The following is a 15,463-nucleotide window of genomic DNA, read 5'->3' as shown; positions in this document are numbered from 1 at the left end:
AGGATAATTACGTATGGAAGTGAATTTCTATCGCGCAGCACTACTGGCTGTGACGATCTTTTTTGTCGGGTGCGATGAAGCCCCGAAACCTGCCCAGACCACACAACCTGCCACCGTTCTGGAAGGTAAAACCATGGGCACTTTCTGGCGGGTCAGTGCGGTGGGCGTAGATGCCAAACGCGCCGGGGAACTGCAGGCGAAGATCCAGGCTCAGCTGGATGCCGACGATCAGCTTCTCTCTACCTATAAAAATGATTCTGCGTTAATGCGCTTTAACCTGTCGAAAAGCCTGTCGCCATGGCCGGTTAATGATGCTATGGCCGATATCGTGACTTCGGCGTTACGCATTGGCGCAAAAACCGGTGGGGCCATGGATATTACCGTGGGTCCGTTGGTCAATCTGTGGGGCTTTGGCCCGGATCAGCAACCGGTGCATATTCCTACGCAGGCGCAAATTGACGCCGCAAAAGCGCAAACCGGGCTTTCACATCTGAAGGTTGTTAATGAGGCGCATCGGAACTACCTGCAAAAAGATTTGCCCGAGCTGTACGTGGATCTCTCGACCGTTGGCGAAGGTTATGCCGCCGATCATCTGGCACGATTAATGGAGCAGGAAGGGATCGCCCGTTATCTGGTATCCGTTGGTGGAGCATTGAACAGCCGCGGTATGAATGCAGACGGGCTTTCGTGGCGAGTCGCGATTCAGAAACCGACCGATCGCGAAAACGCGGTGCAGGCGATTGTCGACATTAACGGGCATGGCATTAGCACCTCCGGCAGCTACCGTAACTATTATGAGCTGGATGGTAAGCGCCTTTCCCATGTTATTGATCCGCAAACCGGTCGTCCGATTGAACACAACCTGGTGTCTGTAACGGTAATCGCACCAACGGCGCTGGAGGCTGACGGTTGGGATACCGGATTGATGGTTCTCGGCCCGGAAAAGGCCAAAGAGGTGGTGCGTCGTGAAGGACTCGCGGTCTATATGATTATAAAAGAGGGCGAGGGGTTTAAAACCTGGATGTCGCCGCAGTTTAAAAGCTTCCTGCTCAGCGAAAAAAATTAAAAAGCAAGATTGCGGGTTTTTGTATCCGGCTATGGGGACACACTGAGGCTAAGCGCTATGCTTAACAAAGGAGTCCATAATGAAAAATCGTATACGCATAACTGATGATGACCGCTGGCAGTCCGTTGTGGATCGTGACGCCGACGCTGACGGTCAGTTTGTTTTCGCCGTCCAGACTACCGGCATTTTCTGCCGTCCGTCCTGTCGGGCGAAACATGCGCTGCGCAAAAATGTCAGTTTCTTTGCCGATGCCCGGCAGGCGCTGGCCGCCGGTTTTCGTCCCTGTAAACGTTGTCAGCCGGATAAAGACAGCGCCCACCAGCATCGGCTGGAGAAAATAGCCCACGCCTGCCAGTTACTGGAGCAGGAATCTCCCCTCACGCTGGACGAGCTGGCGCAGCAGGTGGCGATGAGCCCGTATCACTTACATCGCCTGTTCAAAGCCACAACGGGCATGACCCCCAAAGCGTGGCAGCAGTCCTGGCGCGCCCGCCGTCTGCGCGATGCGCTGGCGAAAGGCGTTCCGGTAACGCAGGCAATTCTCAACGCCGGATTTCCCGACAGCAGCAGCTACTACCGAAAAGCGGATCAGACGTTAGGCATGACCGCAAAGCAATTTCGTAAAGGTGGTGACAACGTTTCTGTACGCTATACCCTGGCAGATTGCACTCTGGGTCGCTGTCTGGTGGCGGAAAGCGAACGTGGTATCTGCGCGATCTTACTAGGTGATGATGACGCTACGTTGGTTGCGGATCTGCATGAGCTGTTTCCGGCCGCTCAGGATGTGCCAGCAGATACCGATTTTCAGCAGCGCGTGCGCGAAGTGATCGCCGCAATCAATGCGCGTGACGCGCCGTTATCGCTGCCGCTGGATATCCGGGGAACCGCATTTCAGCAGCAGGTGTGGCAGGCGTTGCGCGCAATTCCGTGCGGCGAAACGATGAGCTACCAGCAACTGGCCAGCGCCATTGGCAAACCGAAGGCGGTGCGTGCGGTGGCCAGCGCCTGTGGGGCGAATAAACTGGCAATCGTCATCCCGTGTCACCGGGTGATCCGCGGCGATGGCGCGCTTTCTGGCTACCGGTGGGGCATTGCGCGCAAAGCACAGTTACTGCAACGTGAAACGACTGGCGAGGAAACATAATGCTCGATCTCTTTGCGGATGCGAAACCCTGGCAGGAGCCGCTGGCGTCAGGCGCGGTTATTCTGCGACGCTTCGCTTTTGACTGCGCACCGTCTCTGCTGCAGGCGATAGCGGCTATCGCCAGACAGTCGCCGTTTCGCCAGATGGTGACGCCCGGCGGCTACACGATGTCGGTGGCAATGACCAACTGCGGTCGTCTGGGCTGGACGACCGATCAACATGGTTACCTTTATTCTCCTTTTGATCCGCTAACCGGCGCGCACTGGCCGCCGCTGCCGGATGCATTCGCTGACCTGTGCCAACAGGCAGCGACGGCGGCGGACTATGCTGATTTTCAACCCGATGCTTGTCTGATTAACCGCTACACGCCAGGGGCAAAACTGTCCTTACATCAGGATAAAGACGAACCCGACCTGCGGGCGCCAATTGTCTCGGTGTCGCTAGGATTGCCGGCCATCTTTCAATTTGGCGGCTTGCGCCGTAATGACCCCTTAAAGCGTTTGCTGCTGGAACATGGCGATGTGGTGGTGTGGGGCGGTACTTCGCGGCTGTTTTATCATGGGATCCAGCCGCTTAAGACGGGGTATCATCCGTTGACCGGAGACTGTCGCTACAATCTGACGTTTCGTCAGGCGGGTTAAAAAGAATAAAAATAAGAATTATTATTGCTGTCAGCGAAGAGATGTTTAAACTGCGGGCTGTTATTACTTGTCCGGGTTGTTCGCATGGAACTTTTACTTCTTGTCTGGCGGCAGTATCGCTGGCCATTTATCAGCGTCATGGCGCTCAGCCTCGCCAGCGCCGCGTTGGGGATTGGGCTGATTGCGTTTATCAACCAGCGTCTGATTGAAACGGTCGACACCACGCTGATGGTGCTGCCGGAGTTTCTTGGCCTGTTGCTGCTATTGATGGTTGTCACTCTCGGCTCTCAGCTGGCGTTGACCACGCTCGGCCACCACTTTGTCTACCGTCTGCGTAGCGAATTTATCAAACGTATTCTGGATACCCACGTCGAGCGTATTGAACAGCTTGGCAGCGCCTCATTGCTGGCCGGTTTAACCAGCGACATTCGCAACATCACCATCGCCTTTGTTCGTCTGCCTGAGCTGGTGCAGGGGATTATCCTGACCATCGGATCGGCGGCGTATCTGGCGATGCTGTCGACCAAAATGCTGCTGGTGACGGCAATCTGGATGGCAATCACCATCTGGGGGGGATTTGTGCTGGTGGCGCGGGTGTATAAGCACATGGCTACCCTGCGCGAAACCGAAGACAAGTTGTACAACGATTATCAGACGGTGCTGGAAGGGCGCAAAGAGCTGACGCTCAACCGCGAGCGCGCCGAGCATATCTTTAATCAGATGTACGTCCCGGATGCCAAAGAGTACCGTCACCATATTATTCGCGCCGATACCTTCCACCTGAGCGCGGTCAACTGGTCAAACATTATGATGCTGGGCGCCATTGGCCTGGTGTTCTGGATGGCGAATAGTCTGGGCTGGGCGGATACCGCCGTGGCGGCGACTTACTCACTGACGCTGTTATTCCTGCGTACACCGCTGCTCTCTGCCGTTGGCGCGCTACCAACCCTGCTCACTGCGCAGGTGGCTTTCAACAAGCTGAATAAATTCGCACTGGCACCTTTTAAGGCCGAATTCCCGCGCCCAACCGCTTTTCCAAACTGGCAAACGCTGGAACTGCGTAACGTGGTTTTCCACTATCAGGATAATGCCTTTTCCGTAGGGCCGGTCAATCTGACGATTCATCGCGGTGAACTGATCTTCCTGATTGGCGGCAACGGCAGCGGGAAATCTACGCTGGCGATGTTACTGACTGGGCTATACCAGCCGCAGTCAGGTGAAATTTTGCTTGATGGTAAGGCCGTGGCTGTTGAAAAGCCGGAAGATTATCGCAAGCTGTTCTCCGCCGTGTTTACCGACGTCTGGCTGTTCGACCAACTGCTGGGGCCGGAAGGTAAAGAAGCCAATCCGCAGCTGGTAGCGAAGTGGCTGGAACATCTGAAGATGGGTCACAAGCTGGAGATGAATGATGGTCGCATCCTCAATCTGAAGCTGTCGAAAGGGCAGAAGAAACGCGTGGCGCTGCTGCTGGCTCTGGCGGAGGAGCGCGACATCATTCTGCTGGATGAATGGGCTGCCGATCAGGATCCCCATTTCCGTCGTGAGTTCTATCAGGTCCTGTTACCGCTGATGCAAGAAATGGGTAAAACTATCTTCGCCATTAGCCATGACGATCACTATTTTATTCACGCCGATCGTCTGCTGGAAATGCGTAACGGACAGTTGAGTGAACTGCTGGGCGATGAGCGTGATGCCGCCTCGCGTGACGCGGTGGCTCGCACCGCATGATCCCACATGCCGCCGGTTTTTTATCCACCCGGCGGCACTGTTTATTGTTATTTACATAAATCGGCATCATGATTAATGATATTTCATATCATGGATTTATGATTAATGCCTGTAACAAACAAAAACAGCGCCAGACTGCGTGATGAAGAGCGTGCGCGTCTTATCTGGCTGCTGACCACTGATAAAGCCGTTGTTTCAACGCTATTGGGCAAGCTTACCCTGGCTGAGCAATATGACGTCGGCACGTTAGCCGACGATATTGCTGAGGTAGGGGCGCTGGTCGCCCACCTGCCGCCGCCCGATTTGGCGGATACCCTTGAAGCATTACCTTCTGAAGAGCGTCACGCCCTGTGGCGACTGGTCGAAAGTGAAAAGCGCGGTAACGTCCTGCTTGAGGCGTCTGAAAACGTCTGGGACGACCTGATCGATGAGATGAGCGACCGTGAGCTGCTGGATGCGTTGCAATACCTTGATATCGACGAACAGATTTATCTGGTTCAGCATCTCCCTCGTAACCTCACGGGTCGACTGCTGGCGACGTTACCGGCCGAGGAGCGGGCGCGCGTCCGCCAGGTGCTGCACTACGAGAAGAATCGCGTCGGTGCGATTATGGAGTTCGAAGTTATCACCGTGCGTCCGGACGTGACGCTGGAAGTGGTGCAACGCTACCTGCGGCGGCTGGGAAAAATGCCGGAGAACACCGATAAACTCTTCGTGACCGACCGCAATAAAGTGCTGGTCGGGGAACTGACGCTCACCTGTATTCTGCTCAATGACGTGCAGCGAAAAGTCAGCGAGGTGATGGAAGATGATCCGCTCACCTTTTCTCCGGAAGATATCGCCGAACACGCCGCGCGAACCTTTGAACGTGACGACCTGGTCAGTGCCGCGGTCGTTGACTCTTCAGGTAAACTGATGGGCCGTTTAACCATCGATGAGATCGTCGATGTGGTCTATGAAGAAACCGATACCGATCTGCGTCGAATGGGCGGCTTAAGCGCCGGAGAGGATGTGTTTGCCCCCGTCACGAAAGCGGTAAAAACCCGCTGGGCGTGGTTGGCCGTTAACCTTTGTACCGCCTTTATCGCTTCGCGAGTGATCGACGGCTTTGAACATACAATTTCGCAACTGGTCGCGCTGGCCTCGCTGATGCCGATTGTGGCGGGGATCGGCGGCAACACCGGGAATCAAACCATCACCATGATTGTTCGCGCGCTGGCGCTACAAAATATTCAGCCGGGAAACCTGACGTTTTTGATCCTGCGCGAAATGGGCGTGGCGTTGATTAATGGCCTCGTGTGGGGCGGAATTATGGGCGGCATTACCTGGTGGCTGTACGATGACATGGCGCTCGGCGGCGTGATGACCCTGGCGATGATGCTCAATTTGCTGATGGCGGCGTTGATGGGCGTTATTATTCCGATGACGATGGTGAAGCTCGGGCGCGACCCGGCGGTCGGCTCGAGCGTCATGATTACGGCAATCACCGATACCGGTGGTTTCTTTATTTTTCTCGGTCTGGCAACGCTGTTTCTGATGTAGCCGCACGTTTGCCTCTGACGATACGCGGCAGAATGAGCATCGTCATCACCCCGGCAACCACGCCAAGCGCCAGGTTGCCGGTTGACACCGTTGCCGCGACGGTCATCAGCATCACCAGCGTTTCAGTAACGGGGAGTTGCCGCAGCGTAGCGGGCTGGATGCTGTGCCAACTGAAGGTTTTCACCGCCACAATCACCATAATTCCCGCCAGCACCGACATGGGGATTTTCGCCATTACTTCGCTTAACGCAGTGACCAGCAACAACAGCACCAGCCCGGCGGCGACCGTCGAGACGCGGCTGCGTCCTTTGCCCATCTCGACGTTAACGATGGTTTGACCAATCATCGCACACCCGGCGATGCCGCCATAAAAACCGGCCAGAATATTGGCTATCCCCAGCCCGGCGCTCTCGCGATTCTTATTCGACGGCGTAACCGTCAGGTCATCCACCAGACGGGCGGTTAACAGCGACTCCATTAATCCGACAAAAGCGATGCTCAGCGCGCAGGGCCAGATAATCGCCAGCGTTTGCAGGTTGAGCGGTACCAATAACTGCGTGAATCCCGGCAGGCCGCCGCGCATTGAACCTTCGTCACCGACGGTCGGTAATAGTTGTCCGCTGGTGACAGTGAACACCGTCAGCAGCACGATGGCGATAAGCGGCGCGGGGATCGCTTTAATAAACCGCGGAACCCACAGCACAATCAGCAGGGTCAGGACAAACAGCCCCCAGATTAGCGGGCTTTTACCCCAGAAATGCGGGACTTGGGCAAAGAAAATCAAAATACCCAGCGCGTTCACAAAACCGGTCATGACGGCTGTAGGAATGAATCGCATTAGACGCGCCATCCCCAATACGCCAAACAGGATCTGAATAATCCCGGCCAGCACCACCGCAGGCAGGATGTACTGGACGCCGTGTTGATGCACCATCGGGCCAATCACCAGCGCGACCGATCCTGCCGCTGCGGTAACCATTGCCGGACGGCCACCTAAAAATGACATTGCCAGGCACAGTACGACTGAGGCTATCAGGCTGACTTTAGGATCGACGCCGGCGATAACGGAAAAAGAGATCACTTCCGGGATCAGCGCCAGGGCGGTTACCACACCGGCCAGCGTTTCGCGAACCAGTAAACGGGGTTGGCGCAGCACTGCGCGCGTCGCGTGCTCCGCTACTGCGACAGAGGAGGGTTGAGTGGCAGACATCGTTACTCTTAGGTCAAAAATGGCCCGATACAGCAGACCGACAGGCATCCGTGCGGTGAATAGCAAAGCGCAGCATAGTACCTGTCTGACGGACCGGTTTCCAGAAATGATTGTCAATAACCGTATAAACTATCAACGTATTAATAACATTTTTAAAAATTAAATATAATTTATAAACAATATTTAAATATTTTTACTTAAGTGTTACCGTTGATGCCGCTCGATTTTCACCTGCATTAAAAGCAAAAAAGCGATACTAAAAGTAAGGCATTAACATTATGAAAAAAGTGACTGCCATGCTCTTCACCATGGCCGTTGGGCTGAATGTTGTCTCGATGGCGGCAAAAGCGAAAGCGGCGGAAGAGCAGGAAACGGATGTACTGTTGATTGGCGGCGGCATCATGAGCGCCACGCTGGGAACCTATTTACAGGAGCTGGAACCGCAATGGTCAATGACCATGGTTGAGCGACTGGATGGTGTAGCGCAGGAAAGCTCAAACGGCTGGAATAACGCCGGAACAGGCCACTCCGCACTGATGGAGCTGAACTACACGCCTAAAAAGGCCGACGGTAGCATCAGCATTGAAAAGGCAGTCGAAATCAACGAAGCCTTCCAGATCTCCCGCCAGTTTTGGGCCTATCAGGTCAATAATGGCGTAATGCATGAACCACGCTCATTTATCACCACCGTTCCGCACATGAGTTTTGTCTGGGGTGACGAGAACGTGAACTTCCTGCGTGCCCGTTACACCGCACTGCAGCAGAGCACGTTATTCCGTGGCATGCGTTATTCCGAAGATCACGCGCAGATTCAAGAGTGGGCGCCGCTGGTCATGGAAGGCCGCGATCCGAAGCAGAAAGTCGCGGCAACGCGTACCGAGATTGGTACTGACGTAAACTACGGCGAAATCACGCGCCAGCTGATTGCCTCGTTGCAGAAAAAGCCCAACTTTGCGCTGCAACTGAGTACCGAAGTGCGTGGCTTTAAACGCAATGCCGACAATAGCTGGACCGTCACGGTCGCCGATCTGAAAAATAACGAAGCGGAACACGATATCAAGGCGAAGTTTGTCTTTATCGGTGCCGGTGGCGCTGCGCTGAAGCTGTTGCAGGAAACCGACATTCCGGAAGCGAAAGGTTATGCCGGATTCCCGGTTGGCGGGCAGTTCCTGGTTGCGGATAATCCGGACGTGGTGAATCGCCACTTGGCGAAAGTGTACGGCCAGGCCTCCGTTGGCGCGCCGCCGATGTCCGTGCCGCACATCGATACCCGTATCCTTGATGGCAAGCGCGTCGTGCTGTTTGGGCCATTCGCGACATTCTCCACCAAGTTCCTGAAAAACGGTTCATTGTGGGATCTGCTCAGCTCGACCACCACCTCGAACTTTATGCCGATGGTCAACGTGGGTCTGGATAACTTCGATCTGGTGAAATATCTGGTAAGCCAGGTGATGCTCAGCGATGACGACCGTTTTGCCGCGCTGCAAGAGTACTATCCGCAGGCGAAAAAAGAAGACTGGCGTTTATGGCAGGCGGGCCAGCGTGTGCAGATCATTAAAAGTGATGCGGAGAAGGGCGGTGTGCTGCGTCTGGGTACCGAAGTCGTCAGCGATAAAGAGGGCACCATTGCCGCGCTGCTGGGCGCTTCTCCGGGGGCATCAACCGCGGCGCCGATAATGCTGCATCTGATGGAAAAAGTGTTTAAAGATAAAGTGGCCAGCCCTGAATGGCAGGCGAAACTGAAAACCATTATTCCGTCTTATGGTACCAAGCTGAACGGTAACGTTGAGGCTACGGAACAAGAGCTGCAATACACCAGTGACGTTCTGGGGCTGAAATATGACAAGCCGCAGGCTGCTGATGAAGCGCCGAAACCTCAGCTGAAACCTCAGGCGCAACCGCAGCCTGAGCAGAAAGCTGTAGCGGATATCGCACTGTAAATAAAATGCCGGATAAGGCGGTACGCCGCCCTCCGGCACATTCTTACTTATCGCGCGACTGCGTCCTGAATCTTCTCTTCCGCTTTCCAGATACGGTATTTAACTTCCACGTTCTCCGGCGTATAGACCACAATCGGTAACTTGCTGTTGTAGCGCAGCATGCCGTCATCACCCAGATACGCGGTAATAAATTTCTTCTCTTTCTTACCGTCCGGGCAGGCCATCATGGTTGAAACCGGAGACGTCACTTTGTCGAAGACATAGTAGTCATATCCCCAACCTTCCAGCGTTTTGCTGTCCAGTTCTCCGCCCAGGCGGTGTTGGTTGCAGTCAACTTCCAGCGTTTGTCCGATTAGCAGTTCTACTTTCAGAGTAGATTCATCTTTCTCAGGAGTAAGCTGGATAACCTGGCGCTTCATACCCTTTTCCGCCTTAGGATAAGGGGCGACTTTTTCCAGCGGCTGAGCGCCGGCATCGTTACTGGCAGCCCATGCAGAGGCGCTGGCAAAGGCGGCGAAAAGTACGGCAGGGACAATTGTTTTCATCTTATTGTTCACAGTGTTTCCTTTCTTCTGTCTTATGAACGAGTCTGGGGCAGGTTAACATATTTACATAATCGATTAATCTGGATTTACTTATATTTTAAGTGTATTTGGTAGAAGTCTGCTTTCAGATTAGCGATATATTCTAAGAATAATCTTAATTATAAAATCATTCTCTTTTTGAGTTGTTCGTTATATACAGTGTTATATAACTCATTGAAATGTGAGCAAAAGCGCATTTTTTCCCGCCAACTCAACACTCCTTTGATCCGGCAACAGCATTTACCCCGATTGGGGTATGCACCTCTAACACATCCTGAAATATCTTACGACTAAAAATAACTACTCATAAATAGTGCAGTTTTTTATGTCGTTCAACCCGCCAGGGCAGGGCGTCATTATGGAAGGACAATGTCATGGTTGATTTATCCCGTCGAGGCATGTTGACAGGCAGTTGGCGAAATGCCAACTCAGGGATCCGTCCGCCCTGGAGCAAGGAAGACTCTCACTTTCTGGCCCATTGCCTTCGTTGTGACGCCTGCATCCAGGCGTGTGAAACCGACATCCTGCAGCGAGGCCAGGGCGGTTACCCGAGCGTAAATTTCAAACACGGCGAGTGTAGCTTTTGCTATGCCTGCGCAGAGGCCTGTTCTGAATCCCTTTTTCTTCCGCGCCACACCAGGGCATGGGATCTGAATTTTACGATTGGGGAAAACTGTCTCGCACATCAGTCCGTTGAATGTCATCGCTGTCAGGATAGCTGTGAACCCATGGCCATAACCTTTCGTCCCACGCTGTCCGGCATTTATCAGCCGCAGCTCGACAATCAGGACTGTAACGGATGTGGCGCATGTGTCGCTATCTGCCCGGTATCAGCCATTAACGCGGAGTACAACCATGGACAATAACTGGCAGGTCTGCAGCCTGGTCGTTCAGGCCAAAAGTCAGCATATCAATGATATCGCCACGCAGTTGCGTTCGTTCCCAGGTTGCGAAGTTGCACTCAGCGATGTGGAAAGCGGTCAACTGATCGTGGTGGTGGAAGCTGAGCACAGCGAAACGTTAATGAAAACTATTGAGTCAGTGCGCAACGTTGCGGGCGTGCTGGCGGTGTCGCTGGTTTATCACCAGCAGGATGAGCAAGGTGAGGAAACACCATGAAACTCAGTCGTCGTAGCTTTATGAAAGCTAACGCCGTTGCGGCCGCTGCGGCGGCTGCCGGGTTAAGCGTGCCGGGCGTAGCCCGTGCGGTAGTCGGTCAGCAAGAAGCCATCAAATGGGACAAAGCCCCGTGCCGTTTTTGCGGGACGGGCTGTGGCGTATTGGTCGGGACGCAGCAAGGGCGTGTTGTAGCATGCCAGGGCGATCCGGATGCGCCGGTTAACCGTGGGCTTAACTGCATCAAAGGTTACTTCCTGCCGAAAATCATGTACGGAAAAGACCGTTTAACGCAGCCGATGCTGCGCATGAAGGACGGTAAGTATCACAAAGAAGGCGAGTTCACCCCGATTAGCTGGGATCAGGCCTTTGACGTGATGGAAGAGAAATTCAAAACGTCCCTGAAGGAGAAAGGCCCGGAGTCTATCGGTATGTTCGGCTCGGGTCAGTGGACGATTTGGGAAGGTTATGCCGCTGCCAAATTGTTTAAAGCGGGTTTTCGTTCGAATAACATCGACCCGAACGCGCGTCACTGCATGGCGTCAGCGGTAGTCGGCTTTATGCGTACCTTCGGTATGGATGAACCGATGGGCTGCTATGACGATATCGAGCATGCAGATGCTTTCGTCCTGTGGGGCGCGAATATGGCGGAGATGCACCCGATCCTGTGGTCGCGCATCACCAACCGTCGTCTGTCCGATCCCAATGTTAATGTCGCGGTGCTCTCCACCTTCCAGCACCGCAGCTTTGAGCTGGCGGATAACGGCATGGTCTTCACGCCGCAAACCGATCTGGTGATCCTCAACTACATCGCTAACTACATCATTCAAAACAATGCGATCAACCAGGATTTCTTTAGCAAGCACGTTAATCTGCGTAAAGGCGTGACGGACATCGGCTACGGTCTGCGTCCAACCCATCCGCTGGAAAAAGCGGCGAAAAACCCGGGATCCGATGCCTCTGAGCCGATGAGCTTTGAGGATTACAAAGCCTTTGTTGCCGAGTACACGCTGGATAAAACCGCCGAAATGACCGGCGTACCGAAAGATCAGCTGGAACAGCTGGCGCAGTTGTATGCCGATCCGAAGAAAAAAGTCATCTCCTACTGGACGATGGGCTTCAACCAGCATACCCGCGGCGTGTGGGCCAACAACCTGGTCTATAACCTGCACCTGTTGACCGGTAAAATCTCCCAGCCAGGCTGCGGTCCGTTCTCTTTGACCGGTCAGCCTTCCGCCTGCGGTACCGCGCGTGAAGTCGGTACGTTCTCCCACCGTCTGCCTGCGGACATGGTGGTTACGAACGAAAAACACCGCGATATCTGCGAGAAGCACTGGAATATTCCGGCGGGGACCATTCCGGCAAAAATCGGTCTGCATGCCGTGGCGCAAGACCGTGCGCTGAAAGATGGCAAGCTCAATGTCTACTGGGCGATGTGTACCAACAACATGCAGGCCGGTCCGAACATCAACGAAGAGCGTATGCCGGGCTGGCGCGATCCGCGCAACTTCATCATCGTCTCCGATCCGTACCCGACGGTCAGCGCTCTGTCGGCCGACCTGATCCTGCCGACCGCGATGTGGGTAGAGAAAGAAGGTGCTTACGGTAACGCGGAACGCCGTACACAGTTCTGGCGTCAGCAGATTAAAGCGCCGGGTGAATCGAAATCGGATCTGTGGCAACTGGTGCAGTTCTCTCGTCGCTTCAAAACAGAAGAAGTGTGGCCGGAAGCGCTGTTGGCACAGAAACCGGAACTGCGCGGAAAAACGCTGTATGACGTACTGTTTGCCACGCCTGCAGTGACGAAATTCCCGGTGGCTGAACTGGCTGAAGATCAGCTGAACGATGAATCCCGCGAGCTGGGCTTCTATCTGCAAAAAGGACTGTTCGAAGAGTACGCCTGGTTTGGTCGCGGTCACGGGCATGACCTTGCGCCATTTGACGATTACCACAAAGCGCGCGGTTTACGCTGGCCGGTCGTTGAGGGCAAAGAGACCCAGTGGCGCTACAGCGAAGGCAACGACCCTTACGTGAAAGCGGGCGAAAGCTACAAGTTCTACGGTAAGCCGGACGGCAAAGCGGTCATCTTCGCGCTGCCATTTGAACCTGCCGCAGAAGCGCCGGATAAAGAGTACGACCTGTGGCTGTCTACCGGACGTGTGCTGGAACACTGGCATACCGGCAGTATGACGCGTCGCGTACCTGAGTTGCACCGTGCTTTCCCGGAAGCTGTGCTGTTTATCCATCCGCTGGATGCAAAAGCACGCGATCTGCGCCGTGGCGACAAAGTCAAAGTGGTTTCCCGTCGTGGTGAAGTTATCTCGATAGTTGAAACGCGCGGGCGTAACCGTCCACCGCAGGGGCTGGTCTACATGCCGTTCTTCGACGCCGCACAGCTGGTGAACAACCTGACGCTGGATGCGACGGATCCGCTCTCCAAAGAGACGGATTTCAAGAAGTGCGCTGTGAAACTGGCGAAGGTGTAACGCGTTATGTCCCGGTCAGCAAAACCCCAAAATGGCCGCCGCCGCTTTCTGCGCGATATGGTTCGCGCAGCGGGCGGATTGGCCGTCGTTGGCGTGGCGCTGGGGTTGCAACAGCAAACCGCACGTGCAACCGGCGTGCGGCTACGCCCGCCAGGCGCACTGAGCGAGGAGGCATTCGCCAGTGCCTGCGTGCGCTGTGGTCAGTGCGTTCAGGCCTGCCCGTATGACACGCTGAAGCTGGCGACGCTAGCCTCAGGGCTGGCTGCCGGTACGCCGTATTTTGTCGCGCGTGATATTCCCTGCGAAATGTGTGAAGACATTCCGTGCGCCAAAGTTTGCCCCAGCGGCGCGTTGGACAGGGACATTGAATCTATTGACGATTCACGCATGGGGCTGGCGGTACTGCTGGATCACGAAAACTGCCTCAACTATCAGGGATTACGCTGCGACGTTTGCTATCGCGAATGCCCGAAAATCGATGAGGCTATCACCCTGGAGCTGGACCGCAACATGCGTACCGGCAAGCATGCGCGGTTTATTCCAACCGTGCACAGCGATGCCTGTACCGGCTGCGGGAAATGCGAAAAAGTGTGCGTCCTGGAGCAGCCAGCAATAAAAGTGCTGCCCCTGTCGCTGGCGAAAGGGGAGTTAGGACACCATTACCGCTTCGGTTGGCTGGAGGGGAACAATGGCAAATCGTAAACGTGACGCCGGGCGTGAAGCGCAGGCAAAAAAAGGATGGTGGAAGAGTCATCGCTGGCTGGTGCTGCGTCGTCTGAGCCAGTTTCTGATACTGGCGATGTTCCTTAGCGGCCCGTGGCTTGGCGTCTGGATCCTGCATGGCAATTACAGTAGCAGCCTGTTGCTGGACTCCATCCCGTTCACCGATCCGTTGATTACCCTGCAAAGCCTGGCCAGCGGGCACCTGCCGGCGACGGTTGCGTTAACGGGGGCGGTCATCATCACGGTGCTGTATGCCCTGGCGGGTAAGCGACTGTTTTGCAGTTGGGTTTGTCCCATGAACCCTGTCACCGATTTAGCCAGCTGGTTGCGCAGAAGGTTTGACCTGAATCAGTCTGCAACCCTGCCGCGCCATATACGGTACGTCCTGCTGGTGGTTATCCTGGTCGGTTCCGCCGTGACCGGTACGCTGCTGTGGGAGTGGATAAATCCAGTCTCTCTGCTCGGACGGAGCCTGGTCATGGGATTTGGCAGCGGGGCGCTGCTGATCCTCGCGCTGTTTTTATTTGATCTACTGGTCGTTGAGCATGGCTGGTGCGGGCATCTTTGCCCACTGGGTGCGCTGTATAGCGTGGTGGGGAGTAAAGGTGCATTAACCGTTTCGGCAAAAGAACGTAACAGATGTAACCGCTGTATGGATTGTTTTCATGTTTGCCCGGAACCGCATGTGCTACGTGCGCCGGTGCTGGATGAGCAAAGTCCGGTGCAGGTAACCAGCCGCGATTGCATGGCCTGCGGTCGCTGTGTGGATGTCTGTTCTGAGGATGTTTTTACAATAACAACACGATGGAGTTCGGGAGCGAAATCATGAAAAGCCATGACCTGATTAAAGCGCTGAGTCAATGGACGGCTGCGCTGGCCCTGGTAGTCAGTGGGGCCGTTTGGGCTGCAAACGGAGTGGATCTGAGTCAGTCACCGGAAGTCTCAGGGACACAAGAAGGGGCGATTCGCATGCCGAAAGAGCAAGTGCGTATGCCGCTGAACTATGTGAATCAGCCGCCGATGGTTCCGCACAGCGTTGAAGGGTATCAGGTGACGACTAACACTAACCGCTGCCTGCAATGTCACGGTGTGGAAAGCTATCGCACCACCGGTGCGCCGCGCATCAGTCCGACGCACTTTATGGACAGCGACGGTAAGGTATTGGCTGAAGTCGCGCCGCGTCGTTATTTCTGCCTGCAATGTCACGTTCCGCAGGCTGACGCCGCGCCGATTGTTGAAAATACCTTCACCCCCTCGAAAGGTTACGGGAAATAAGAGGTCAT

At 54.8% G+C, this 15,463-nt stretch carries 14 protein-coding genes; 12 read left to right on the top strand and 2 right to left on the bottom strand.

Translation table 11 applies throughout. The features are described from left to right. The first annotated feature begins 13 nt into the window (after window positions 1-13). The 5 genes from apbE to mgtE all read left to right on the top strand — a co-directional run bounded on the left by apbE (window position 14) and on the right by mgtE (window position 6,121). Window positions 14-1,066 (top strand): FAD:protein FMN transferase ApbE, encoded by a 1,053-nt coding sequence (gene apbE, locus B9P82_RS05705; protein WP_016153786.1) that lies wholly within the window; start codon window positions 14-16, stop codon window positions 1,064-1,066. Between the two features lie 79 nt (window positions 1,067-1,145). Continuing rightward, on the top strand, window positions 1,146-2,210 hold the full coding sequence (gene ada, locus B9P82_RS05700) for a bifunctional DNA-binding transcriptional regulator/O6-methylguanine-DNA methyltransferase Ada (RefSeq protein ID WP_101700081.1): 1,065 nt from the start codon (window positions 1,146-1,148) through the stop codon (window positions 2,208-2,210). Further along, window positions 2,210-2,851, top strand: a complete 642-nt coding sequence (gene alkB, locus B9P82_RS05695) for a DNA oxidative demethylase AlkB (RefSeq protein WP_080858923.1) — start codon at window positions 2,210-2,212, stop codon at window positions 2,849-2,851. The genes ada and alkB overlap by 1 nt, the downstream gene beginning before the upstream one ends. Window positions 2,852-2,935: 84 nt before the next feature. Continuing rightward, window positions 2,936-4,579 (top strand): multidrug ABC transporter permease/ATP-binding protein, encoded by a 1,644-nt coding sequence (locus B9P82_RS05690; protein ID WP_080858922.1) that lies wholly within the window; start codon window positions 2,936-2,938, stop codon window positions 4,577-4,579. 105 nt (window positions 4,580-4,684) lie between these two features. Beyond that, the gene (gene mgtE, locus B9P82_RS05685) at window positions 4,685-6,121 is read left to right on the top strand and encodes a magnesium transporter (protein ID WP_016153782.1); all 1,437 of its coding nucleotides are present in this window, start codon (window positions 4,685-4,687) and stop codon (window positions 6,119-6,121) included. Here mgtE and B9P82_RS05680 read toward each other — a convergent pair. Beyond that, a complete protein-coding gene (locus tag B9P82_RS05680; RefSeq protein ID WP_047359199.1) occupies window positions 6,084-7,331 on the bottom strand; it encodes a SulP family inorganic anion transporter in 1,248 nt (415 codons plus the stop codon). The genes mgtE and B9P82_RS05680 overlap by 38 nt on opposite strands. A gap of 278 nt (window positions 7,332-7,609) precedes the next feature. Between B9P82_RS05680 and mqo the strand changes: the two genes are divergently transcribed. Next, window positions 7,610-9,271, top strand: coding sequence for a malate dehydrogenase (quinone) (gene mqo / locus B9P82_RS05675; protein WP_101700080.1), 1,662 nt, complete (start codon window positions 7,610-7,612; stop codon window positions 9,269-9,271). Between the two features lie 47 nt (window positions 9,272-9,318). Here mqo and eco read toward each other — a convergent pair whose 3' ends face one another. Next, window positions 9,319-9,816: a serine protease inhibitor ecotin gene (gene eco, locus B9P82_RS05670; protein WP_029139607.1), complete on the bottom strand. Its 498-nt coding sequence runs from the start codon at window positions 9,814-9,816 to the stop codon at window positions 9,319-9,321. Window positions 9,817-10,229: 413 nt separating this feature from the next. On the opposite strand from eco, the gene napF reads away from it, so the two are divergent. From napF to napB, 6 genes are read left to right on the top strand one after another with little or no spacing between them, the layout of a single operon-like run. Continuing rightward, window positions 10,230-10,721, top strand: a complete 492-nt coding sequence (gene napF, locus B9P82_RS05665; RefSeq protein WP_016157008.1) for a ferredoxin-type protein NapF — start codon at window positions 10,230-10,232, stop codon at window positions 10,719-10,721. Continuing rightward, complete coding sequence (gene napD / locus B9P82_RS05660) at window positions 10,711-10,974, top strand: chaperone NapD (RefSeq protein ID WP_016153776.1); 264 nt, start codon at window positions 10,711-10,713, stop codon at window positions 10,972-10,974. The genes napF and napD overlap by 11 nt, the downstream gene beginning before the upstream one ends. Next, window positions 10,971-13,457, top strand: coding sequence for a nitrate reductase catalytic subunit NapA (gene napA, locus B9P82_RS05655; RefSeq protein WP_016153775.1), 2,487 nt, complete (start codon window positions 10,971-10,973; stop codon window positions 13,455-13,457). Before napD ends, napA begins: the two co-directional genes overlap by 4 nt. Before the next feature lie 6 nt (window positions 13,458-13,463). After that, on the top strand, window positions 13,464-14,159 hold the full coding sequence (gene napG, locus B9P82_RS05650) for a ferredoxin-type protein NapG (RefSeq protein ID WP_016153774.1): 696 nt from the start codon (window positions 13,464-13,466) through the stop codon (window positions 14,157-14,159). Beyond that, entirely contained in the window at window positions 14,146-15,009 is an 864-nt protein-coding gene (gene napH / locus B9P82_RS05645; RefSeq protein WP_016153773.1) for a quinol dehydrogenase ferredoxin subunit NapH, read from the top strand. The genes napG and napH overlap by 14 nt, the downstream gene beginning before the upstream one ends. Further along, window positions 15,006-15,455, top strand: a complete 450-nt coding sequence (gene napB / locus B9P82_RS05640) for a nitrate reductase cytochrome c-type subunit (RefSeq protein ID WP_016153772.1) — start codon at window positions 15,006-15,008, stop codon at window positions 15,453-15,455. Before napH ends, napB begins: the two co-directional genes overlap by 4 nt. The last annotated feature ends 8 nt before the right edge of the window (window positions 15,456-15,463 follow it).

The sequence above is a fragment of the Citrobacter sp. L55 genome, assembly GCF_002850715.1.
Classification (GTDB): Bacteria; Pseudomonadota; Gammaproteobacteria; order Enterobacterales; family Enterobacteriaceae; genus Citrobacter; species Citrobacter braakii.
The sequence above is the reverse complement of the archived record's forward strand: the minus strand, read 5'-3'. Positions and strand labels throughout refer to the sequence as shown.

Bases quoted from the DNA above. Each gene is read 5' to 3' on its own strand.
- apbE (WP_016153786.1), top strand. From the start codon at position 14: ATGGAAGTGAATTTCTATCGCGCAGCACTACTGGCTGTGACGATCTTT.
- ada (WP_101700081.1), top strand. From the start codon at position 1,146: ATGAAAAATCGTATACGCATAACTGATGATGACCGCTGGCAGTCCGTT.
- alkB (WP_080858923.1), top strand. From the start codon at position 2,210: ATGCTCGATCTCTTTGCGGATGCGAAACCCTGGCAGGAGCCGCTGGCG.
- B9P82_RS05690 (WP_080858922.1), top strand. From the start codon at position 2,936: ATGGAACTTTTACTTCTTGTCTGGCGGCAGTATCGCTGGCCATTTATC.
- mgtE (WP_016153782.1), top strand. From the start codon at position 4,685: ATGCCTGTAACAAACAAAAACAGCGCCAGACTGCGTGATGAAGAGCGT.
- B9P82_RS05680 (WP_047359199.1), bottom strand. From the start codon at position 7,331: ATGTCTGCCACTCAACCCTCCTCTGTCGCAGTAGCGGAGCACGCGACG.
- mqo (WP_101700080.1), top strand. From the start codon at position 7,610: ATGAAAAAAGTGACTGCCATGCTCTTCACCATGGCCGTTGGGCTGAAT.
- eco (WP_029139607.1), bottom strand. From the start codon at position 9,816: ATGAAAACAATTGTCCCTGCCGTACTTTTCGCCGCCTTTGCCAGCGCC.
- napF (WP_016157008.1), top strand. From the start codon at position 10,230: ATGGTTGATTTATCCCGTCGAGGCATGTTGACAGGCAGTTGGCGAAAT.
- napD (WP_016153776.1), top strand. From the start codon at position 10,711: ATGGACAATAACTGGCAGGTCTGCAGCCTGGTCGTTCAGGCCAAAAGT.
- napA (WP_016153775.1), top strand. From the start codon at position 10,971: ATGAAACTCAGTCGTCGTAGCTTTATGAAAGCTAACGCCGTTGCGGCC.
- napG (WP_016153774.1), top strand. From the start codon at position 13,464: ATGTCCCGGTCAGCAAAACCCCAAAATGGCCGCCGCCGCTTTCTGCGC.
- napH (WP_016153773.1), top strand. From the start codon at position 14,146: ATGGCAAATCGTAAACGTGACGCCGGGCGTGAAGCGCAGGCAAAAAAA.
- napB (WP_016153772.1), top strand. From the start codon at position 15,006: ATGAAAAGCCATGACCTGATTAAAGCGCTGAGTCAATGGACGGCTGCG.